Genomic DNA, 23,756 nt, shown 5'->3' on the forward strand with positions numbered 1-23,756 from the left:
AAAACATGGCCTTACCAACTATTGCCATTGTGGGACGTCCCAATGTTGGGAAATCAACCCTATTTAATCGGATCGCTGGTGAGCGGATCTCAATCGTAGAAGATGTCGAGGGCGTGACACGTGACCGTATCTATGCAACGGGTGAGTGGCTCAATCGTTCCTTTAGTATGATTGATACGGGAGGGATTGACGACGTCGATGCTCCCTTCATGGAGCAAATCAAGCACCAGGCGGAAATCGCTATGGAAGAAGCTGATGTCATTGTTTTTGTGGTGTCTGGGAAAGAAGGAATCACAGATGCAGATGAGTACGTAGCTCGTAAACTTTATAAGACCCATAAACCTGTTATCCTTGCCGTTAACAAGGTTGACAATCCTGAGATGCGAAATGATATCTTTGATTTCTATGCGCTAGGCTTGGGTGAGCCGCTGCCCATCTCGTCTGTCCATGGTATTGGTACGGGTGATGTGCTGGATGCCATCGTGGATAATCTACCACATGAAGTCGAAGAAGAAAATCCAGACGTGATTAAATTTAGCTTGATTGGCCGTCCTAACGTTGGAAAATCAAGTTTGATTAACGCCATTTTGGGAGAAGATCGCGTGATTGCCAGTCCAGTAGCTGGAACAACGCGTGATGCCATTGATACCCATTTTACAGATACGGATGGACAAGAGTTTACCATGATTGATACAGCTGGTATGCGTAAGTCTGGTAAGGTCTACGAAAATACAGAGAAATACTCTGTCATGCGTGCCATGCGTGCTATTGACCGTTCCGATGTGGTCTTGATGGTCCTCAATGCAGAAGAAGGTATTCGTGAGTATGACAAACGCATCGCAGGTTTTGCCCACGAAGCAGGTAAAGGGATGATCATCGTGGTTAACAAGTGGGATACTCTTGAGAAAGACAACCACACCATGAAAAAATGGGAAGAGGATATCCGTGAGCAGTTCCAATATCTGCCTTATGCGCCGATTGTCTTTGTTTCAGCTCTTACCAAGCAACGTCTCCATAAACTGCCTGAGATGATCAAGCAAATTAGCGAGAGTCAAAACACCCGTATCCCATCAGCAGTCTTGAACGATGTGATTATGGATGCCATTGCTATCAATCCAACACCGACAGACAAAGGAAAACGCCTCAAGATTTTCTACGCAACCCAAGTAGCAACCAAGCCACCAACCTTTGTCATCTTTGTCAATGAAGAAGAACTCATGCACTTCTCTTACTTGCGTTTCTTGGAAAATCAAATCCGCAAGGCCTTTGTCTTTGAAGGAACACCGATTCACTTGATCGCGAGAAAACGCAAGTAAGTCTTGCTTGTTTTCCTATAAAAATAAATTGAAAGAAGACTTCATAGTCTTCTTTTTTCTATCTAAAAGGGGAGAAAAGAACCTATCAAATTGGAGGAGAATCTGTCATCAAATTTCAATCATTTTCCTAGATTTTGTAATCTATTTGTAATGAAAATGCACTTTTTTTGTAAAAATCAAAATGCTATAATTCCTTAAATCAATTTTCCTTTATCAGGGAGGTTATTATGAAAAGAAGCAGATTATTTAAACATAGTTTGTTGGTTCGCTTGCTTGGATTGCTGATGGTCTTTCTCTTCTTGTCAGCATTTACAGCACCTGAAAAACCTGAGTACGGAATCTATGACCCGGATCACTATCTAACGGATGAGACTATAAGTCAGATTCGGGAATTGAATAATGTCAATAGTAAAAAATCAGAAAAATTCCAGATGGGTGTTTACGTTGTGAAAAGCTTAGATGGAGAAACAATCGAGACTGTAGCCAATGAAACAGCTAGAGCTTGGAAGATTGGCTACTCGGGAGACAATCACGGTGTCTTGATTGTGGTAGCAGTCCAAGATAGAAAATCACGGATTGAAACCAGTAATAATGTGGCCAGTAAGATCACTGACTATCAGACTCACAGGTTCTTGACAACAGCACGTCCTTACTTTAAAAATGGTGATTATAACAAGGGTGTTCTCTCAATAGTCAATAATCTCAACTACATGTTCTATAGTGGATCGAGTACGACTGCTTCAAGTTCTAAAAGTAGTTACGACTATACTACCAACTCTAGTCGCTTAAGGGAACTGGAAAGGTATGCTGGTGAGAGGAGTTCTTCACGACGTCATCGAAAAAGCAGTTCGAGTGACGGAGTTATCGGATTTGGAATTCTCATTTACTTCATCGTGATGATTATCGGATTTATATCTGGAGGTCGTGGTGGTGGTTCACATGGCGATGATTCTGGCGGTGGCTGGTGGGGTAGTGACTCATCAGATTCAGGATCTTCTTGGTCTGACTCAGGCTCCGACTCATCTGGAGGCTGGGACGGCGGTGGCTTTGATGGCGGTGGTTCGTCTGATGACTGGTGAGTGATCATATATTGCTCAAACCGATTTCTCCATACAGTAAGGTGATTCCTTTGCAACAGTTCACTCCTTAATTAAAAATAAAAACAAAGTTTGGGAAATTGATTTAAAATCTGAGTATTTTCTCAGAAAAGTTGATAAAAGAAAGTGTTAAGGTTTTGATATGAAACAAAATAAAGTAATTCTCTCAATAGTGGCTATTTTCTTTGGACTACTAGTTCTGGGAAGTTGTTCCGCAGTGACGACCTATAATGGTCTGGTTGGTGAACAGACTAAGGTGGAGCAGGCTCAGGCCGATGTCTCGACAGCCCTCCAACGTCGTTCGGACTTGATTGGTAACTTGGTGGAGTCCGTTAAAGGACAAATGAATCATGAAACCGAAGTCTTTACCAAGATTGCTGATGCTAGAGCTAAAATCGGTAGTAGCTCTGTGACATCGGAAGAAAACCAAAAGGCTCAGGGAGAATTGAGCTCAGCTCTTTCCCGCTTGATTTCCTTGACGGAGAATTATCCAGAACTCAAGAGTAATCAAAATGTTGAGCAACTAATGGTCGAACTTTCAGGCAGTGAAAATCGTATCTTTGTAGCACGCAAGGACTATAATAAAGTCGCAGCTGAGTACAATCAAAAGTTGAGAAGTTTTCCAACCGTGCTTTTTGCGAATATGATGAACTTTAAAGAAGCTGAAACCTTTAAAGAAACAGAAGAAGCCAAGACAGTTCCTAAGGTCGATTTTGGAACATCTTCATCCAGTCAATAAAGTGAATCAGCCTATGAATAAAGGAATTTCTCTAGTATGACTAGTGATTTCAAACTCAAACCTGGAAAGCTTTTTCCAGGTTTTTTTGGTATAATAAAAGGGAAGAGACAGTGACTCAAATGGAGGTTTGCTATGGAGAAAACAAAAGCCTTTCTTGAAGCGCACTACAAGAGATATATCCTTACGATTTGCCTTCTCTGGTTCCTCATGTTTTTTCTTCCTTGGGATTGGCAAATAGGAGGAGTTTCAGTATATTATTTCGTTATGAGAAAACTCTTTGTGGTTTTTGGTGTTTTATCTATCCTATACTCCGTGCTGATTAAAAAATTCAGTCTTCTTATCTTTGGCATCATCTTTTGCTTGGCCTTCTGGATCAATCTCTTTTGGTATTTTGGGATATTGCCTGTATTCTTGGGAAATTAAACATTAAAAAATGAAGGACTAGACTAGCTTCTAGTCCTTTTTTCTTTCTTGTTAAAATAGTTGGAGATATGAAAATAATTTTGTTGACGGGCTGTCTGTATGATATAATAAGTCCCGTAAAAAGAAGATTAAGGGATTTGAAATATGGCGAAAAAAGTAAAAGATTATTATGACTTGGCTTATGCTAGTGATTTGAGTCGACGGTTGAAAGAAGCGTCCCCTGCATTTGATGAGCGAAAGTTTAGGTTGTTGGTAGAAAAAGACTTGGAAGAGTTGGAGTTTAGCCAGCGTCAAGAACTCTTGGCTAAAAGTATCAAAGATTGTCTTCCCCTATCTTATGAGGACTCTCTCAAGGTTTTTGAGAAAATTTTGGGTCCTGAGTTAGAGGGTGGTTTAGGTATGTTCTCAGAAGGATATTGGCTTTGGCCAATCGGAAAATATGTAGAGCTATATGGGGACAAGGAATTTGAATTGAGCGCGGCCTTTAGTAAGGAACTCACCAAGCGATTTACTGGAGAATTTTCCATGAGACCCTTGCTGGCTCGTTATCCTAAAGATACAATGGCTTTGCTGTTAGAATGGAGTCGGGATGAAAATTTGCGTGTTCGCAGACTTGCCAGCGAATGTATGCGTATCCGTCTGCCTTGGGCTAAGAGACAAACCGTGGTATTGGATTATTTTGAGGATTTCACCACTATTTTGACCAATCTAAAGGATGATAGAGACAAGTCCATTCAAAAAAGCGTAGCCAATAATCTAAATGATTTGTACAAGGAAGACCCTGATAAGTTTGAAAGGATTCTTCAAACTTGGCAAAAGGAGGAGCTGAGTCCAAGTTGTGCTTGGATCATCAAGCATGCATCTCGAACAAAAAACAAAAAAAGAGCCACAGAAGATTTATGCAAAAAAAGCTGAATTTTGACTGGGCTTTTCCGTTGTAAATTAAGGATTCTTTCTTGAAAAATAATGGTAAATATGCTAAAATTAAAAGAACATTCTAAAATATTCAGAATAAAAAGTAAGGAAAATCATGGCTAATATTTTAAAAACGATTATTGAAAATGATAAAGGAGAACTTCGTCGTCTAGAGAAGATGGCTGATAAGGTTCTTAACTATGAGAGCCAAATGGCTGCAATGTCAGACGAAGAACTAAAAGCGAAAACTGACGAATTTAAAGAACGATACAACAAGGGTGAATCACTTGATTCATTGCTATATGAGGCTTTTGCGGTAGTTCGTGAAGCTGCAAAACGTGTCCTTGGACTTTTCCCTTATAAGGTTCAGGTCATGGGTGGGATTGTTCTTCACCATGGTGACGTTCCAGAGATGCGTACTGGTGAAGGGAAGACCTTGACAGCGACCATGCCAGTTTATTTGAATGCTTTGGCTGGTCAGGGTGTCCACGTAGTTACAGTCAACGAATACCTAACAGAACGTGACGCGACTGAGATGGGTGAGCTCTACTCATGGCTCGGTCTGTCAGTAGGGATCAACTTGGCAGCTAAATCTCCAATGGAGAAAAAAGAGGCTTACCTTTGCGATATTACCTACTCAACAAACTCAGAGATTGGTTTCGACTACCTTCGTGACAACATGGTCGTTCGTGCAGAAAACATGGTGCAACGTCCACTCAACTATGCCTTGGTCGATGAGGTTGACTCAATTTTGATCGACGAAGCCCGTACTCCTTTGATCGTTTCAGGTGCCAACGCAGTTGAAACAAGCCAACTCTACCATATGGCAGACCACTTTGTGAAGTCTTTGGACAAGGACGACTATATCATTGACGTGCAGTCTAAGACAATCGGTTTATCAGATTCTGGTATTGACAAGGCTGAAAGCTACTTCAAACTAGAAAATCTCTACGACATTGAAAATGTAGCTCTTACTCACTTTATCGACAATGCCCTCCGTGCCAACTATATCATGATTCTTGATATCGACTATGTGGTTAGTGAAGAGCAGGAAATCTTGATTGTCGACCAATTTACAGGTCGTACCATGGAAGGTCGTCGTTACTCTGATGGTTTGCACCAAGCGATTGAAGCAAAAGAAGGTGTGCCAATCCAAGACGAGACCAAGACTTCAGCTTCTATTACCTACCAAAACCTTTTCCGTATGTATAAGAAATTGGCAGGTATGACAGGTACTGGTAAAACAGAAGAAGAAGAATTCCGCGAAATCTACAACATTCGTGTTATCCCAATCCCAACCAACCGTCCAATTCAACGTATCGACCACTCAGACCTTCTCTATGCAAGTCTTGATGCGAAATTTAAGGCTGTTATTGAGGATGTGAAGGCGCGTTACCAAAAAGGTCAACCTGTCTTGGTAGGTACAGTTGCCGTTGAAACAAGTGATTTCCTTTCTAAGAAATTGGTAGCTGCAGGCGTTCCTCACGAAGTCTTGAATGCGAAGAACCACTATAGAGAAGCTCAAATTATCATGAACGCTGGTCAACGTGGTGCGGTTACTATTGCAACCAACATGGCCGGTCGTGGTACCGACATTAAGCTTGGTGAAGGGGTTCGTGAACTTGGTGGACTTTGCGTCATTGGTACAGAACGTCACGAAAGTCGCCGTATTGATAATCAGCTTCGTGGACGTTCAGGACGTCAAGGAGACCCAGGTGAGTCACAATTCTACTTGTCTCTTGAAGATGATTTGATGAAACGTTTCGGTTCTGAACGTTTGAAAGGTGTCTTTGAACGACTCAACATGTCAGACGAAGCCATCGAATCTCGCATGTTGACGCGTCAAGTTGAAGCAGCTCAAAAACGTGTCGAAGGAAACAACTACGACACTCGTAAACAAGTCCTTCAATACGATGACGTTATGCGTGAACAACGTGAGATCATCTATGCGCAACGTTATGATGTCATTACAGCAGACCGTGACTTGGCACCAGAGATCCATGCTATGATCCGTCGTACCATTGGACGTATCGTGGATGCACATGCTCGTTCGAAAGAAGATGAAAAATTGGAAGCAATCTTGAACTTTGCTAAGTATAACTTGCTTCCAGAAGATTCAATTAGCCGTTCAGACCTTGCAGGTTTGTCAGACCAAGCTATCAAAGATGAACTATTCCAACGTGCCTTGAAAGTCTATGACAGCCAAGTTGCTAAGCTTCGTGACGAAGATGCAGTGAAAGAATTCCAAAAAGTCTTGATTCTACGTGTTGTAGACAACAAGTGGACAGACCATATCGATGCTCTTGATCAGTTGCGAAATGCTGTTGGTCTTCGTGGATATGCCCAAAACAACCCTGTTGTAGAATATCAAGCAGAAGGTTTCCGCATGTTTAACGACATGATTGGATCGATTGAATTCGATGTGACCCGCTTGATGATGAAAGCACAAATCCATGAACAAGAACGTCCGCAAACTGAACACAATATCAGTACAACTGCGACTCGTAATATCGCAGCGCAGCAGGCAAGCCTTCCTGAAGATTTGGACTTGAGCCAAATCGGACGAAACGACCAATGCCCATGTGGATCAGGTAAGAAATTCAAGAACTGTCATGGTAAGAGACAATAATATGAGATAAGATACAGGCGGATACCTGGTAAAAATCATTTTTTGCTTGGTGTCCGTTTGCTTTATAAGGAGATGAATCATGGTATTTAAAGCTAAAAGTCCTAAAATTAACATTGAAGAAGTTCGCGCCTTATCTAAATTGGAGGGAGCGGCTCTTGCGAGAAAAAATCAACGTGATCAGGAATTGGAAGCCATCATCCGTGGGGAAGACCAGCGTATTCTCTTGGTGATTGGACCATGTTCATCTGATAACGAAGAGGCGGTTCTCGAGTATGCCAAGCGTCTATCTGCTTTGCAAGAAGAGGTCAAAGACCGTATTTTTATGGTCATGCGTGTCTATACAGCTAAACCTCGTACCAATGGAGATGGCTATAAGGGCTTGATTCATCAACCAAATGCGACAGAAGCTCCTAGCTTGATCAATGGGATCAAGGCTGTTCGCCAGCTGCACTACCGTGTGATTACCGAGACGGGAATGACAACAGCTGATGAGATGCTTTATCCTGAAAATCTTCCGCTGGTGGATGATTTGATTTCTTATATGGCTGTTGGAGCTCGTTCTGTAGAGGATCAACAGCACCGTTTTGTAGCGAGTGGGGCAGATTTTTCAACAGGATTTAAAAATCCAACATCTGGAAATCTCAATGTTATGTTTAACGGGATTTACGCAGCGCAAAATAAACAGAGTTTCCTTTTCCTCGGTAAAGAGGTGGAAACAACAGGGAATCCATTGTCCCACGCCATTCTTCGCGGTGCCTTGAATGAATACGGGAAAAATATTCCTAACTACTACTATGACAATTTGATGGATACCATTGATCAGTATGAAAAGAGGGGCTTGGAAAATCCCTTTATCATCATCGATACCAATCATGACAATTCAGGCAAGCAATACATGGATCAAATCCGTATCGTTCGTCAGACCTTGATTAACCGTGACTGGAATGAGAAAATCAAAAAATATGTTCGTGGTTTTATGATTGAGTCCTATCTAGAAGATGGACGTCAAAATGAGCCAGAAGTTTTTGGTAAGTCCATTACAGATCCGTGTCTCGGATGGGACAACACAGAAGCACTTGTTCGTGAAATTTACCAAACGCTAGGAGAGTAAGATGGCATTTATCGAAAAAGGTCAAGAAATTGATATTGAAGCAATCAAGGCTGCGACCCAGTTGTCACCTGAAGCCTTGCGAAAAAAAGAAGCCCGCGATAGAGAGTTAGCAGCCATCATCTCGGGTGAGGACGACCGAATCCTTTTGGTGATGGGGCCGTGCTCTTCAGACAATGAAGAAGCAGTACTCGAATATGCTCGTCGCTTAGCCGACTTGCAGAAAAAAGTTGCGGATAAAATCTTTATCGTGATGCGTGTCTATACGGCTAAACCTCGTACTAATGGAGATGGCTATAAAGGCATGATTCATCAACCAAATACCAGCGAAGCGCCTAGTCTCATCAATGGTTTGCAGGCTGTTCGTCAGCTGCACTACCGAGTGATTACCGAAACTGGATTGACGACAGCTGATGAGATGCTTTATCCGTCAAATCTCGTTTTGGTTGATGATCTGGTCAGCTACCATGCTGTAGGGGCTCGTTCAGTGGAGGACCAAGAACACCGCTTTGTAGCCTCTGGGATTGATGCTCCGGTTGGGATGAAAAATCCAACATCTGGGAACCTTGGGGTCATGTTTAATGCCATCTATGCGGCTCAAAACAAGCAAACCTTCCTTTACCATGGCCAAGAAGTGGAAACTTCAGGAAATCCTTTGGCCCACGTTATCCTTCGTGGTGCCATGAACGAATATGGTAAAAATGAACCCAATTTCTACTATGAAACACTCTTAAATGCCATCAATCGCTATGAGACTATGGGACTTGAAAATCCCTTCATTATCATCGATACCAATCATGACAATTCTGGCAAGCAGTATATGGAACAAATTCGCATTGTTCGTCAAGCCTTGCTGAATCGTGACTGGAATGAGAAAATCAAAAAGACGGTTCGAGGCTTTATGATCGAATCTTACCTAGCAGATGGTCGTCAAAACCAACCAGAGGTCTTTGGTTGCTCCATAACTGACCCTTGTCTAGGTTGGGAAAATACAGTAGCCTTGGTAGAAGAAATTTATACTACCTTAACAAAATAAGTGAAAAGGATGGAGTTGGGGGAATCTCAGCTCCTTTTATGAGTATGATAGTTGGACACGGAATTGACATCGAAGAATTGGCTTCGATAGAAAACGCAGTTACACGACGTGAGGGCTTTGCCAAGCGCGTGCTGACCCCTAAAGAAATGGAGCGTTTTGCCAGTCTCAAAGGGCGCAGACAGATTGAATACTTGGCAGGCCGCTGGTCGGCTAAGGAGGCCTTTTCCAAGGCTATGGGAACAGGAATTGGCAAACTGACCTTTCAGGATTTGGAAGTTTTGAACAATGAACGCGGGGCTCCCTATTTTAGTCAGGCACCATTTTTAGGGAAAATTTGGCTATCTATCAGCCATACAGATCAGTTTGTGACAGCCAGTGTTATTTTGGAGGAAAATCATGAAAGCTAGTCCACATAGACCAACCAAGGCTCTGATTCATCTGGGAGCTATTCGACAAAATATTCAGCGAATGGGAGCTCATATCCCTGAAGGAACGCTCAAATGGGCAGTGGTCAAGGCCAATGCCTATGGTCATGGGGCTGTTGCCGTTGCGATGGCGATTCAGGATGATGTTGATGGATTTTGTGTTTCCAATATTGATGAAGCCATCGAACTTCGTCAGGCTGGACTCAGCAAGAAAATCCTCATCTTAGGAGTTTCTGAGATAGAAGCTGTTTCCCTAGCTAAAGAATATGACATCACTTTGACAGTGGCAGGATTGGAGTGGATTCAAGCACTCTTAGCTAGGGAGACAGATTTATCTGGCCTAACGGTTCACCTCAAGATTGACTCAGGGATGGGACGGATTGGTTTCCGAGATTCCAGTGAGGCTGATCAGGCTCAAGCCTTGCTCCAACAACACGGTGCTCGCGTTGAGGGGATTTTTACCCACTTTGCTACTGCAGATGAAGAATCAGATGCCTATTTTAATGCCCAGTTAGAATGCTTTAAAGCTATTTTGGCAAGTATGAAGGAAGTTCCAGAACTGGTTCATGCCAGTAACTCGGCAACGACCCTCTGGCATGCAGAGACTATTTTCAATGCAGTCCGTATGGGAGATGCCATGTATGGTCTCAATCCAAGTGGAGAGGTCTTGGACTTACCCTATGATTTGACTCCAGCCTTGAGTTTGGAGTCTGCCTTGGTTCATGTCAAGACAGTTTCAGCTGGAGCTTACATGGGCTATGGAGCAACCTATCAGGCGGATAGTGAGCAAGTCATTGCGACGGTGCCAATCGGTTATGCGGATGGTTGGACACGAGACATGCAGAATTTCTCTGTCTTGGTAGATGGTCAAGCTTGCCCAATCGTCGGACGAGTATCTATGGACCAAATTACCATTCGTCTGCCTAAGGTTTACCCGCTAGGAACAAAAGTAACCCTGATCGGCACAAACGGTGGCAAGGAAATCACAGCCACTCAGGTAGCGACCTATCGTGGAACTATTAACTATGAGGTGGTTTGTCTCCTCAGTGACCGTATTCCGAGAGAATATTATTAAAAAAGAAAGGAGTGGAGCATGAATCTACATCAACCCTTGCATGTCTTACCTGGCGTGGGGCCAAAGTCAGCAGAGAAATATGCCAAACTAGGAATTGAAAACTTGCAAGACCTCTTGCTCTACTTTCCTTTCCGTTATGAAGACTTTAAGACCAAGCAGGTGCTAGATCTGGAAGATGGGGAAAAGGCGGTTCTGTCTGGTCAGGTAGTGACTCCTGCCAGTGTCCAGTATTATGGTTTTAAGCGCAATCGTCTGCGCTTTAGCCTCAAGCAGGGAGAAGTCGTTTTTGCGGTGAATTTTTTTAACCAACCCTATCTGGCTGATAAGATAGAGCTGGGTGCAACCCTGGCTGTCTTTGGGAAATGGGACCGTGCCAAGGCCAGTCTGACTGGGATGAAGGTTCTGGCTCAGGTGGAAGATGACCTCCAACCTGTTTATCGTCTGGCTCAGGGAATCAGTCAGGCCAGTCTGGTCAAGGTCATTAAGACAGCCTTTGATCAGGGGTTGGACCTCTTGATAGAGGAAAATCTTCCCCAGTCTTTGCTGGATAAATACAAACTCATGTCCCGTTGCCAGGCTGTTCGCGCTATGCATTTTCCTAAGGATTTAGCAGAATACAAGCAGGCCCTTCGCCGTATCAAGTTTGAGGAACTCTTTTATTTCCAAATGCAGTTGCAGACGCTCAAGTCTGAAAATAGAGTTCAGGGAAGCGGTCTGGTTCTGAATTGGTCCCAGGAAAAAGTGACAGCCGTTAAAGAAAATCTGCCTTTCGCCCTGACCCAAGCTCAGGAAAAGAGTTTGCAGGAAATTTTGACCGACATGAAGTCGGACCACCACATGAATCGTCTCCTGCAAGGAGATGTAGGGAGCGGAAAGACGGTGGTTGCTGGCTTGGCCATGTTTGCGGCGGTGACGGCTGGCTACCAGGCTGCTCTCATGGTACCGACAGAAATCCTAGCAGAGCAACACTTTGAGAGTTTGCAGAACCTTTTTCCAGACTTGAAACTCGCCCTCTTGACAGGTTCCTTAAAAGTTGCAGAAAAAAGAGAAGTCTTAGAAACAATTGCCAAGGGTGAGGCCGATTTGATTATCGGAACCCATGCTTTGATACAAGATGGGGTGGATTATGCTCGTCTTGGTTTGATTATCATCGATGAGCAGCACCGTTTTGGCGTGGGGCAAAGGCGGATTTTACGGGAAAAAGGAGACAATCCAGATGTCCTCATGATGACGGCGACTCCCATTCCACGGACGCTTGCTATCACAGCATTTGGCGATATGGATGTTTCCATTATCGACCAGATGCCAGCAGGACGGAAACCTATTGTGACGCGTTGGATTAAGCATGAGCAGCTGCCTCAGGTCTTGACTTGGTTAGAGGGGGAGATCCAAAAAGGTTCTCAAGCCTACGTCATCTCTCCCTTGATTGAAGAATCTGAAGCTCTGGATCTGAAAAATGCCATTGCCTTATCTGAGGAGTTGACAGCTCATTTTGCAGGAAAGGCAGAGGTTGCTCTTCTACATGGTAAAATGAAGAGTGATGAAAAAGACCAGATTATGCAGGAGTTCAAAGAGAGAAAAACGGATATTCTGGTTTCTACGACGGTTATCGAGGTTGGAGTCAATGTCCCCAATGCGACCGTCATGATTATCATGGATGCCGATCGGTTCGGTCTCAGTCAACTCCATCAGCTCAGAGGTCGTGTGGGTCGGGGAGACAAGCAGTCCTATGCGGTTCTCGTTGCCAATCCCAAGACCGAGTCAGGGAAGGACCGCATGCGCATCATGACAGAAACCACCAACGGATTTGTCCTTGCGGAGGAGGATTTGAAAATGCGCGGATCTGGTGAGATTTTTGGAACCAGACAGTCAGGTCTGCCAGAGTTTCAAGTGGCTGATATTATCGAAGATTTTCCAATTTTAGAAGAAGCCAGGAAGGTTGCCAGCTACATTAGTTCAATAGAAGGATGGCGAGATGATCCGGAGTGGCGGATGATTGCTCTCCACCTAGAAAAGAGAGAACATCTGGATTAAGCCTTTTCTAAGAAATCTATAAGCTAGCTTTTAGGTTTGGATCTTATACTAGAGTCATCAAAAAGAAACGAGGACTCTCACATGACTATTAAAGTAACCTACCAAAAGAAATTCCAAACCGTCAAACTAGAGAAAGGAGCTAGCACCTATTGATAAATAGAGAGCGGAAACGCTCTTTTTATTTTTAAAACTACTTTCAGATGCTCTGTTTGAAGTTAGAGAATCTAAAATCACTTTCTATTTAGCATTCTTTCTTGCATTGCTTTCCTAGATATGCTAGAGTTGTGATAGCGATTACAAAATAAAAGGAGCATGCTATGAAAAATCCAGCTTTGTTAGAAGAAATCAAGACCTATCTAGGACGGGATGAGGTTCCAGAAGACTTTGATGCTTTCTGGGATGAAGAAGTCAAAAAGGTTTCATCTCTTCCAACCTACCAGTTGGAGGAAAGAGATTTCCATATTCCCCAAGTCAAGTGCTATGAGCTCACTTTTGAAGGAACCAATGAAGGCAAGGTTTATGCACGTGTCGTTCTTCCAAAGACTGAGGGTAAAGTTCCGTTAATTTTCCATTTCCATGGTTATATGGGACGTGGCTGGGACTGGGCCGACATGCTGGCCTTCACTGTGGCTGGTTACGGTGTTGTTTCCATGGATGTCCGAGGCCAGTCGGGCTATTCGCAAGACGGCTCGCGCTCTTCACTAGGAAATACGGTGAAAGGGCATATCATCCGTGGTGCTGTTGAGGGTCGTGAACATCTCTTTTATAAGGATGTTTATCTGGATATTTACCAGTTGGTTGAAATTGTTGCTAGTCTATCTCAGGTGGATGAGAAAAGACTTTCTAGCTATGGTGCCTCACAAGGCGGTGCTTTAGCTCTGGTTGCAGCAGCGCTCAATCCTCGGATTCAGAAAACAGTTGCCATCTATCCTTTCTTGTCAGACTTTAGACGAGTGCTTGAGATTGGCAATACCAGTGAAGCCTATGATGAACTCTTCCGTTATTTCAAGTTTCACGATCCCTTCCATGAAACAGAGGAGGAAATCATGGCAACCCTTGCCTATATCGATGTGAAAAATCTTGCCCATCGCATTCAAGGTGAGGTCAAGATGATTACGGGCTTGGACGACGATGTTTGCTATCCTATTACCCAGTTTGCAATTTATAACCGTCTGACCTGCGAAAAGGCCTATCGCATCATGCCTGAGTATGCTCACGAAGCCATGAATGTTTTTGTCAATGATCAGGTTTATAACTGGCTCTGTGGTAGTGAAATTCCTTTTAAGTACGTAAGATAATGAATGAGAGAGCCCAGAAGCTCTCTTTTTTATGTCCAAAACCTGAAAGTACTTTTAGAAAATTTAAAATATTAAAATATTCTTAAAAGTAAAATCTATTCTGTGGGAACACAGATATAAATATAAGACTTTATTGTATAATAAAGGAAAAGTCACTTGTGAAAGGAGGAAAAAGGCTGCCGGGTGGTTAAAAACTCGGGCTCAGCAGAAAATGGGAGAGGATTGGGAGCTCTCATTAAGTTGGATACTTTCTTGTAAAACTTGTCTCTTGAGAGACAATAAAAATTTTTAAAGAAAAAGAAAGCGCTTTATTTTATGAAAAATGAAAGGACAAACATGAATTACAAATCTTTAAATCGGAAACAGCGATACGGAATTCGAAAATTTGCAGTCGGTGCAGCATCGGTAGTGATTGGTACAGTGGTATTTGGAGCAAATCCAGTCTTAGCTCAAGAGCAAGCCAATGCAGCAGGAGCCAATACAGAAACTGTCGAACCTGGTCAAGGTTTATCAGAATTGCCAAAAGAAGCGTCCTCGGGAGATCTTGCTCATTTGGATAAAGATTTGGCTGGCAAATTGGCAGCAGCTCAAGACAACGGCGTTGTGGTGGACCAAGATCATTTGAAAAAAAATGAGAGTGCAGAATCAGAAACTCCATCCTCTACGGGAACCCCTGCAGAAGAAACAAATAAGGAAGAGGAATCAGAGGATCAGGGGGCTATTCCTCGTGACTATTACTCAAGAGATTTAAAAAATGCTAATCCTGTCCTTGAAAAAGAAGATGTTGAAACCAATGCAACAAATGGTCAGAGAGTTGATTTATCAAGTGAACTAAATAAACTAAAGCAACTAAAAAATGCTACAGTTCACATGGAGTTCAAACCAGATGCATCAGCTCCACGCTTTTACAATCTCTTCTCTGTATCCAGTGACACCAAGGAAAATGAGTACTTTACTATGTCGGTCCTTGATAATACAGCTCTTATTGAAGGGCGTGGCGCTAACGGAGAGCAGTTCTATGATAAGTATACAGATGCTCCTCTGAAAGTTCGCCCTGGACAATGGAATTCCGTGACCTTTACTGTCGAACAACCGACAGCGGAGTTACCTCATGGTCGAGTTCGTCTCTATGTGAACGGTGTCTTATCTCGAACAAGTCTCAAATCTGGTAACTTCATCAAAGATATGCCAGATGTTAATCAAGCTCAACTTGGAGCAACCAAACGGGGCAATAAAACAGTTTGGGGATCAAATCTACAAGTTCGAAACCTAACCGTTTATGATCGTGCTTTAAGCCCAGATGAAGTTCAAACACGGAGTCAACTATTTGAAAGAGGTGAATTGGAACAGAAACTTCCTGAGGGTGCAAAAGTCACTGAGAAAGAAAATGTCTTTGAAGGTGGTAGGAACAATCAACCAAATAAAGATGGTATCAAGAGTTATCGTATCCCAGCTCTTCTCAAGACAGATAAAGGAACGCTGATTGCTGGAACGGATGAAAGACGTTTGCACCATTCTGACTGGGGAGATATTGGGATGGTTGTTCGTCGCAGCTCAGATAATGGAAAAACATGGGGAGATAGAATTGTAATCTCAAATCCTCGTGACAATGAGCACGCTAAACATGCAGATTGGCCATCTCCAGTCAATATTGATATGGCCTTGGTACAAGACCCTGAAACAAAGAGAATTTTTGCAATTTATGACATGTTCCTTGAGAGTAAGGCAGTATTTTCATTGCCGGGGCAAGCTCCGAAAGCTTATGAACAAGTGGGAGATAAAGTTTATCAAGTTTTATATAAGCAAGGAGAATCAGGTCGCTATACGATTCGAGAAAACGGAGAGGTTTTCGATCCTCAAAATAGAAAGACAGATTATCGTGTTGTCGTTGACCCTAAAAAACCAGCCTATAGCGATAAGGGAGATTTGTATAAAGGGAACGAACTAATCGGGAATATTTATTTTGAGTATAGTGAGAAGAATATTTTTAGAGTTTCCAATACCAACTACCTATGGATGTCCTACAGTGATGACGATGGGAAGACTTGGTCTGCACCAAAAGATATTACTCATGGGATTCGGAAAGATTGGATGCACTTCCTAGGAACTGGACCTGGTACTGGGATTGCCTTACGTACAGGACCTCATAAGGGAAGACTGGTGATTCCAGTTTATACAACAAACAACGTTTCCTACCTAAATGGTTCACAATCATCTCGTGTAATTTATTCAGATGATCATGGTGAAACATGGCAAGCAGGGGAAGCAGTTAATGATAACCGCCCAGTAGGCAACCAAACCATTCATTCTTCAACTATGAATAATCCAGGTGCCCAAAATACGGAGTCGACTGTTGTTCAGTTGAATAATGGGGATCTCAAGCTCTTTATGCGTGGGTTGACTGGTGATCTTCAGGTTGCGACCAGTCATGATGGGGGAGCAACGTGGGATAAGGAAATCAAACGATATCATCAAGTAAAAGACGTTTATGTTCAAATGTCCGCTATTCACACCATGCATGAAGGAAAGGAATACATTCTACTCAGCAATGCTGGTGGCCCTGGACGAAACAATGGTTTAGTTCACCTGGCTCGTGTTGAGGCGAATGGTGAGTTGACGTGGCTAAAACACAATCCTATACAAAGTGGTAAGTTTGCGTACAACTCACTCCAAGAACTCGGAAATGGCGAATATGGTTTGCTTTATGAGCATGCGGATGGCAATCAAAACGATTATACTTTATCCTATAAGAAATTCAACTGGGATTTCTTAAGCAAAGACAGAATTTCTCCTAAAGAAGCAAAAGTAAAATATGCTATCCAAAAATGGCCAGGTATTATTGCCATGGAGTTCGATTCGGAAGTATTGGTCAACAAGGCTCCGACCCTTCAATTGGCAAATGGCAAGACAGCAACCTTTATGACCCAGTACGATACAAAAACTCTCCTATTCACAATAGATCCAGAGGATATGGGTCAAAGAATTACAGGTCTAGCTGAGGGTGCAATTGAAAGCATGCACAATTTACCAGTTTCTTTAGCTGGCTCTAAACTAAGCGATGGTATTAATGGCAGTGAAGCTGCTATCCATGAGGTGCCGGAGTTCACAGGTGGTGTTAATGCTGAGGAAGCCCCAGTGGCAGAGATACCAGAGTACACTGGACCATTGGCAACAGTAGGAGAAGAACCAGCTCCAACAGTAGAAAAAAACGAATTCACTGGTGGAGTCAATGCTGAGGAAGCCCCAGTGGCAGAGATGCCAGAGTACACCGGTCCATTATCAACAGTAGGAGAAGAACCAGCGCCAACGGTTGAAAAGCCTGAATTTACAGGTGGGATCAACGCTGTTGAGGCAGCAGTCCATGAACTTCCAGAGTTTAAAGGTGGCGTTAACGCGGTTCTAGCAGCCTCAAACGAGCTTCCTGAATATAGAGGAGGTGCTAACTTTGTCTTGGCAGCTTCAAATGACCTGCCAGAGTATAAGGGTGGCGTCAATGGTGCTGAGGCGGCAGTTCATGAACTTCCAGAGTATAAGGGAGAGATCAAACCAGTCTTAACGGCTGCAAATGACAAACTATCTCTAGGACAAGATGTGACCTATCAAGCGCCAGCAGCTAAACAAGATGAACTTCCGAATACGGGAAGCAAGGAAACAAGCTCACTGCTTTCCCTTGGTCTTGCAGGTGTTCTTTTATCCTTGTTTGCATTTGGCAAGAAGAGAAAAGAATAATAAGTAAAAGCTATTTGAGTAGGTCTCGGAAGAGGTAGCAGGTTCTCAAGCCTGCTATCTTTCTTTATTAAATTCAGCTTGATTCGAAATCATAAGAAGTCTGAAACTACTTTCAGGATAGTCTGTTCTATAAAATAGTTTTGAAACTGAAATCTATTCTACTATAAGCTATTGAAAGCGCTTAACAAATGATATATAATAAGCCCATAAGAACAAGAAAGGGAGGAAAGAGGATGCCACAGATTAGCAAAGAAGCCTTGATTGAACAAATCAAAGATGGAATCATTGTCTCTTGCCAGGCACTTCCTCACGAACCGCTTTATACAGAAGCGGGAGGAGTCATTCCCTTGCTAGTCAAAGCGGCTGAGCAAGGTGGAGCAGTCGGTATCCGAGCAAACAGTGTTCGCGATATCAAGGAGATTAAGGAGGTTACGAAACTCCCGATTATCGGGATTATCAAACGTGACTATCCGCCACAGGAGCCTTTCATTACAGCTACGATGAGAGAAGTTGATGAACTGGCTGAACTAGACATTGAGGTCATTGCTCTGGATTGTACCAAACGTGAACGTTACGACGGTTTGGAAATCCAAGACTTTATTCGACAAGTCAAAGAAAAGTATCCGCATCAACTCTTAATGGCTGATACCAGTACCTTTGAAGAGGGAATAGCAGCGGTCGAAGCAGGGATTGATTTTGTTGGAACAACCCTATCAGGTTATACCTCTTATAGTCCTAAGGTAGATGGTCCAGACTTTGAACTGATCAAAAAACTCTGCGATGCCGGCGTGGATGTCATCGCTGAAGGGAAGATTCATACACCAGAACAAGCCAAACAAATCCTTGAATATGGGGTGCGAGGCATCGTTGTTGGTGGTGCGATTACTAGACCAAAAGAGATTACGGAACGCTTTGTTGCCGGTCTTAAATAACACAATCTCAAAAAAGAGGAGAGTGGTCGATGCGTCGGATAAAATGAAAACGTATACAAATATAAAGAACTCATTATCCAATATGGATACGCTTATCAATTAGGAGAATACAAATGAAATTTAGAAAACTAGCTTGTACAGTACTTGCGGGTGCTGCGATTCTTGGCCTTGCTGCTTGTGGTAACTCTGGTGGAAGTAAAGATGCTGGAAGTTCTAGTAGCGATAGCGGAAAAACAGAAATCACTTGGTGGGCATTCCCAGTCTTCACACAAGAAAAAACGGGTGACGGTGTTGGAACTTATGAAAAATCAATCATCGAAGCTTTTGAAAAAGCAAATCCAGATGTAAAAGTGAAATTGGAAACCATCGACTTCAAGTCAGGTCCTGAAAAGATCACAACAGCCATCGAAGCAGGGACAGCGCCAGACGTACTCTTTGATGCACCAGGACGTATCATCCAATACGGTAAAAATGGTAAATTGGCTGAGTTGAACGACCTCTTCACAGACGAATTCGTCAAAGATGTCAACAACGAAAACATCGTGCAAGCAAGTAAGGCTGGCGACAAAGCTTATATGTATCCAATCAGTTCAGCTCCATTCTACATGGCTATGAACAAGAAAATGTTGGAAGATGCTGGAGTTGCAAACCTTGTAAAAGAAGGTTGGACAACTGATGACTTTGAAAAAGTTTTGAAAGCGCTTAAAGATAAAGGCTATACACCAGGTTCATTGTTCAGTTCTGGTCAAGGGGGAGACCAAGGAACACGTGCCTTCATCGCAAACCTTTATGGCGGTTCTGTAACAGACAAAGACGTAACCAAATATACAACAGACGATCCTAAATTCGTCAAAGGTCTTGAAAAAGCTGCTAGCTGGATCAAGGATGGTCTATTGAACAATGGTTCACAATTTGACGGTGGGGCAGACATCCAAAACTTTGCGAACGGTCAAACATCATACACAATCCTTTGGGCACCAGCTCAAAACGGTATCCAAGCGAAACTCTTGGAAGCAAGTAAGGTAGACGTGGTAGAAGTACCATTCCCATCAGACTCTGGTAAACCATCTCTTGAATACCTTGTAAACGGATTTGCAGTATTCAACAACAAAGACGATAAGAAAATCGCAGCTGCTAAGAAATTCGTTCAATTCATCGCAGATGACAAAGAATGGGGTCCTAAAGACGTAGTTCGTACAGGTGCCTTCCCAGTTCGTACTTCATTTGGCAAACTTTATGAAGACAAACGTATGGAAACAATCAGTGGCTGGACTAAATACTACTCACCATACTACAACACTATCAACGGATTTGCTGAAATGAGAACACTTTGGTTCCCAATGTTGCAATCTGTATCAAATGGTGACGAAAAACCAGCGGATGCTTTGAAAGCCTTCACTGAAAAAGCTAACGAAACAATCAAAAAAGCTACAAAACAATAAGCACTAAGTCAGATTGATTCCCCCCTTTTCCCTGTGCACTATGGTGTAAGAAAAGGGGGACTTTTGTTTGAAATGGTAGGAACTGTCACGAAATTAAAATGAAGTTCTTACATAAGCGAATCTTAAAAAATTTCATTTTGGTTTTAAAACAGTTCAAGAAAATCAAAAACTATTCTATTTGAAAGAGAGGTGCCGACTGTGAAAGTCAATAAAATTCGTATGCGGGAAACAGTGATTTCCTACGCTTTCCTAGCACCAGTGTTATTCTTCTTTGTGATCTTTGTCTTGGCTCCTATGATTATGGGATTCATTACAAGTTTCTTTAACTACTCCATGACTAAATTTGAGTTTGTGGGCTTGGACAACTACATTCGTATGTTTAAAGACCCTGTCTTTGTGAAGTCTTTGATCAATACCGTTATCCTGGTTATTGGATCTGTTCCGATTGTGGTTCTCTTCTCGCTCTTTGTAGCATCTCAAACCTATCATCAAAACGCCATTGCCCGTTCTTTCTATCGTTTCGTCTTCTTCCTTCCTGTAGTTACAGGTAGTGTTGCCGTAACGGTTGTATGGAAATGGATTTATGACCCACTATCAGGGATTTTGAACTTTGTCCTTAAGTCAAGTCATATTATCAGCCAAAACATTTCTTGGTTGGGTGACAAAAACTGGGCTTTGCTAGCGATTATGATTATCCTTTTGACAACATCTGTTGGTCAACCGATTATCCTTTATATCGCTGCTATGGGAAATATTGACAACTCACTTGTTGAAGCGGCGCGTGTTGACGGTGCGACTGAGTTTCAAGTCTTCTGGAAGATCAAATGGCCTAGCCTTCTTCCAACAACTCTTTACATCGCAATCATTACGACCATCAACTCATTCCAGTGTTTCGCTTTGATTCAGCTCTTGACATCTGGTGGTCCAAACTACTCAACAAGTACACTGATGTACTACCTTTACGAAAAAGCTTTCCAATTGACAGAATATGGCTATGCAAATACTATCGGTGTCTTCTTGGCGGTGATGATTGCCATTGTCAGCTTTGCTCAATTCAAGATCCTCGGAAACGACGTAGAATACTAAAGAAAGGAGACAGTTATGCAACCTACACAAAAGAAACCTTTAACAGCTTTCACTGTTATTTCAACGATTATCTTGCTCTTGTTGACCGTACTGTTCATCTTTCCATTCTACTGGATCTTGACAGGTGCCTTCAAATCACAGCCTGATACCATTATGATTCCGCCACAGTGGTTCCCTAAAATGCCAACCATGGAGAACTTCCAACAACTCATGGTGCAAAACCCTGCTATGCAGTGGATGTGGAACTCTGTATTTATCTCACTGGTAACCATGTTCCTAGTGTGTGCAACCTCTTCTCTAGCAGGTTATGTCTTGGCTAAAAAACGTTTCTATGGTCAACGCATCCTCTTTGCAGTCTTTATCGCTGCCATGGCTCTTCCAAAACAAGTTGTCCTTGTACCATTGGTACGTATCGTCAACTTCATGGGAATTCACGATACTCTCTGGGCAGTTATCTTGCCTTTGATCGGATGGCCATTCGGGGTCTTCCTCATGAAACAGTTCAGTGAAAACATCCCAACAGAATTGCTTGAATCAGCTAAAATCGACGGTTGTGGTGAAATTCGTACTTTCTGGAGCGTAGCCTTCCCTATTGTGAAGCCAGGATTTGCAGCTCTTGCGATCTTTACCTTCATCAATACTTGGAACGACTACTTTATGCAGTTGGTTATGTTGACTTCACGTCAAAACTTGACCATCTCACTCGGGGTTGCGACCATGCAGGCCGAAATGGCAACCAACTATGGTTTGATCATGGCAGGTGCAGCTCTTGCAGCAGTGCCAATCGTAACCGTCTTCCTAGTCTTCCAAAAATCCTTCACTCAAGGGATTACTATGGGAGCTGTTAAAGGATAAGATTCTGCGAAAATCAAATTCAAACTACGCCAACCTCATCATGCCATACTTGAGTATTGTCTGCGGTTAGCTTCCTAGTTTGTTCTTCGATTTTCATTGAGTATAAGAGAATACAGAGTTATAAGTGTCTACAAAATGGAAAGTATACAGTTACTTCGTGAAGTTTTGTCAGACACTTATAAACTTAAGAATGAACTCTTTTCAAGATACTTGTTAGAATAGGTTCGTTTTATGGTAGCTATTTCCCGCTTTAGTGGTATCTAAGATAAGAATCTTACGCTTATCTTAGACGGAATTTTTGAGACTGACGATGAAAGAGCAACAGGCTCAAAAATTAGGAATGAAATACCGAAGGAATTTGCTTCCGTCCGCACTATTACAGGGAAATAGAGAAAGGATAATTCGAAACTGAAAAATAGTAACTATCAGAAACGAAGGAAACAGTATGATTTTTGACGATTTGAAAAACATCGCCTTTTACAAGGGAATCCATCCCAATCTAGACAAGGTTATCGACTATCTATATCAGCACCGTAAGGATTCTTTCGAACTCGGTAAGTATGAGATTGACGGGGACAAGGTCTTTCTAGTTGTGCAGGAAAATGTCCTCAATCAAGCTGAAAATGATCAATTTGAGCATCATAAACACTATGCAGATTTGCATTTGCTGGTAGAAGGTCATGAATATTCGAGCTACGGTTCACGTATCAAAGACGAGGCGGTAGCATTCGATGAAGCGAGCGACATTGGCTTTGTCCATTGTCATGAAAACTACCCACTCTTGTTGGGTTATCACAATTTTGTGATTTTCTTCCCTGGAGAACCGCACCAGCCAAATGGCTACGCAGGGATGGAAGAAAAGGTTCGCAAATATCTCTTTAAAATTTTGATTGATTAAAAGAATCAGGAGGAGCAAACATGGCACAAAAAGGAGTAAGTCTTATCAAGGCAGCATTTGATACAGATAATTTTCTCATGCGTTTCAGTGAGAAGGTCTTGGATATCGTCACAGTCAATCTTCTTTTTGTCGTCTCTTGTTTGCCCATCGTGACGATTGGAGTGGCGAAAATCAGCCTCTATGAAACCATGTTTGAGATTAAGAGAAGCAGACGGGTACCAGTATTTAGAACTTATCTGAGAGCTTTCAAGCAAAATCTGAAACTGGGGCTTCAGTTGGGGCTGTTAGAGTTGGGCATTGTATCATTAAGCTTTCTAGATCTCTATCTTTTCTGGGGACAGACAGCTTTGCCTTTCCAGATTGTGAAAGCTATTTGTTTGGGGATTCTCATCTTCCTCACTCTGGTGATGCTGGCTAGTTATCCCATCGCTGCACGCTATGATTTGCCTTGGAAAGAAGTGCTGCAAAAAGGGCTTATCTTGGCAAGTTTTAACTTTCCATGGTTCTTCCTCATGTTAGCCATTCTCTTTCTCATTGTGATGGTTCTTTATCTATCCGCCTTCACTCTCCTTTTGGGTGGATCGGCCTTTATCCTCTTTGGTTTTGGTTTGCTAGTCTTTCTCCAAGCAGGATTGATGGAGAAAATTTTCGCCAAATACCAGTAGGATGGCTCGTCCCTGAAACTACTTTCAATCGTTACAGTTTCTAAAATACAAGTA

At 42.6% G+C, this 23,756-nt stretch carries 19 protein-coding genes; all 19 read left to right on the forward strand.

The window, feature by feature from the left end:
• Nucleotides 1–5: 5 nt before the first annotated feature.
• The 19 genes from der (at nucleotide 6) to HMPREF1115_RS03365 (ending at nucleotide 23,702) form a co-directional block, all read left to right on the forward strand.
• Nucleotides 6–1,316 (forward strand): ribosome biogenesis GTPase Der, encoded by a 1,311-nt coding sequence (gene der / locus HMPREF1115_RS03275; protein WP_001207682.1) that lies wholly within the window; start codon nucleotides 6–8, stop codon nucleotides 1,314–1,316.
• 227 nt (nucleotides 1,317–1,543) lie between these two features.
• Nucleotides 1,544–2,395, forward strand: a complete 852-nt coding sequence (locus HMPREF1115_RS03280; RefSeq protein ID WP_000830952.1) for a TPM domain-containing protein — start codon at nucleotides 1,544–1,546, stop codon at nucleotides 2,393–2,395.
• Between the two features lie 160 nt (nucleotides 2,396–2,555).
• Nucleotides 2,556–3,152 (forward strand): LemA family protein, encoded by a 597-nt coding sequence (locus tag HMPREF1115_RS03285; protein WP_000812473.1) that lies wholly within the window; start codon nucleotides 2,556–2,558, stop codon nucleotides 3,150–3,152.
• 132 nt (nucleotides 3,153–3,284) lie between these two features.
• On the forward strand, nucleotides 3,285–3,575 hold the full coding sequence (locus HMPREF1115_RS12230; RefSeq protein WP_000415959.1) for a hypothetical protein: 291 nt from the start codon (nucleotides 3,285–3,287) through the stop codon (nucleotides 3,573–3,575).
• 144 nt (nucleotides 3,576–3,719) lie between these two features.
• Complete coding sequence (locus HMPREF1115_RS03295; protein WP_001085881.1) at nucleotides 3,720–4,490, forward strand: DNA alkylation repair protein; 771 nt, start codon at nucleotides 3,720–3,722, stop codon at nucleotides 4,488–4,490.
• Between the two features lie 115 nt (nucleotides 4,491–4,605).
• Nucleotides 4,606–7,119 (forward strand): preprotein translocase subunit SecA, encoded by a 2,514-nt coding sequence (gene secA / locus HMPREF1115_RS03300; RefSeq protein ID WP_001284119.1) that lies wholly within the window; start codon nucleotides 4,606–4,608, stop codon nucleotides 7,117–7,119.
• A 79-nt stretch (nucleotides 7,120–7,198) separates the two neighbouring features.
• On the forward strand, nucleotides 7,199–8,230 hold the full coding sequence (locus HMPREF1115_RS03305) for a 3-deoxy-7-phosphoheptulonate synthase (RefSeq protein ID WP_000231308.1): 1,032 nt from the start codon (nucleotides 7,199–7,201) through the stop codon (nucleotides 8,228–8,230).
• A 1-nt stretch (nucleotide 8,231) separates the two neighbouring features.
• Nucleotides 8,232–9,263 (forward strand): 3-deoxy-7-phosphoheptulonate synthase, encoded by a 1,032-nt coding sequence (locus tag HMPREF1115_RS03310; protein ID WP_000864028.1) that lies wholly within the window; start codon nucleotides 8,232–8,234, stop codon nucleotides 9,261–9,263.
• A 44-nt stretch (nucleotides 9,264–9,307) separates the two neighbouring features.
• The gene (acpS, locus tag HMPREF1115_RS03315) at nucleotides 9,308–9,670 is read left to right on the forward strand and encodes a holo-ACP synthase (RefSeq protein WP_000634994.1); all 363 of its coding nucleotides are present in this window, start codon (nucleotides 9,308–9,310) and stop codon (nucleotides 9,668–9,670) included.
• Nucleotides 9,660–10,763 (forward strand): alanine racemase, encoded by a 1,104-nt coding sequence (gene alr, locus HMPREF1115_RS03320; protein WP_000648095.1) that lies wholly within the window; start codon nucleotides 9,660–9,662, stop codon nucleotides 10,761–10,763. The genes acpS and alr overlap by 11 nt, the downstream gene beginning before the upstream one ends.
• A gap of 18 nt (nucleotides 10,764–10,781) precedes the next feature.
• On the forward strand, nucleotides 10,782–12,797 hold the full coding sequence (gene recG / locus HMPREF1115_RS03325) for an ATP-dependent DNA helicase RecG (RefSeq protein ID WP_001048723.1): 2,016 nt from the start codon (nucleotides 10,782–10,784) through the stop codon (nucleotides 12,795–12,797).
• A gap of 317 nt (nucleotides 12,798–13,114) precedes the next feature.
• On the forward strand, nucleotides 13,115–14,095 hold the full coding sequence (locus HMPREF1115_RS03330) for an acetylxylan esterase (protein ID WP_000795103.1): 981 nt from the start codon (nucleotides 13,115–13,117) through the stop codon (nucleotides 14,093–14,095).
• A gap of 336 nt (nucleotides 14,096–14,431) precedes the next feature.
• Entirely contained in the window at nucleotides 14,432–17,824 is a 3,393-nt protein-coding gene (locus tag HMPREF1115_RS03335; protein ID WP_002881886.1) for an SIALI-17 repeat-containing surface protein, read from the forward strand.
• Nucleotides 17,825–18,057: 233 nt separating this feature from the next.
• The gene (locus HMPREF1115_RS03340; protein WP_001135657.1) at nucleotides 18,058–18,756 is read left to right on the forward strand and encodes an N-acetylmannosamine-6-phosphate 2-epimerase; all 699 of its coding nucleotides are present in this window, start codon (nucleotides 18,058–18,060) and stop codon (nucleotides 18,754–18,756) included.
• Nucleotides 18,757–18,869: 113 nt separating this feature from the next.
• Complete coding sequence (locus tag HMPREF1115_RS03345) at nucleotides 18,870–20,198, forward strand: extracellular solute-binding protein (RefSeq protein ID WP_000672118.1); 1,329 nt, start codon at nucleotides 18,870–18,872, stop codon at nucleotides 20,196–20,198.
• A 219-nt stretch (nucleotides 20,199–20,417) separates the two neighbouring features.
• Nucleotides 20,418–21,284: a carbohydrate ABC transporter permease gene (locus HMPREF1115_RS03350; RefSeq protein WP_161801140.1), complete on the forward strand. Its 867-nt coding sequence runs from the start codon at nucleotides 20,418–20,420 to the stop codon at nucleotides 21,282–21,284.
• A gap of 15 nt (nucleotides 21,285–21,299) precedes the next feature.
• On the forward strand, nucleotides 21,300–22,139 hold the full coding sequence (locus HMPREF1115_RS03355; RefSeq protein WP_001183243.1) for a carbohydrate ABC transporter permease: 840 nt from the start codon (nucleotides 21,300–21,302) through the stop codon (nucleotides 22,137–22,139).
• A 445-nt stretch (nucleotides 22,140–22,584) separates the two neighbouring features.
• Nucleotides 22,585–23,037, forward strand: coding sequence for a NanQ anomerase/TabA/YiaL family protein (locus tag HMPREF1115_RS03360; protein ID WP_000575433.1), 453 nt, complete (start codon nucleotides 22,585–22,587; stop codon nucleotides 23,035–23,037).
• A gap of 20 nt (nucleotides 23,038–23,057) precedes the next feature.
• The gene (locus HMPREF1115_RS03365) at nucleotides 23,058–23,702 is read left to right on the forward strand and encodes a YesL family protein (protein WP_000057506.1); all 645 of its coding nucleotides are present in this window, start codon (nucleotides 23,058–23,060) and stop codon (nucleotides 23,700–23,702) included.
• Nucleotides 23,703–23,756: the final 54 nt, after the last annotated feature.

Origin of the sequence: Streptococcus oralis SK610 (assembly GCF_000257455.1) — a bacterium.
GTDB lineage: Bacteria > Bacillota > Bacilli > Lactobacillales > Streptococcaceae > Streptococcus > Streptococcus oralis_CB.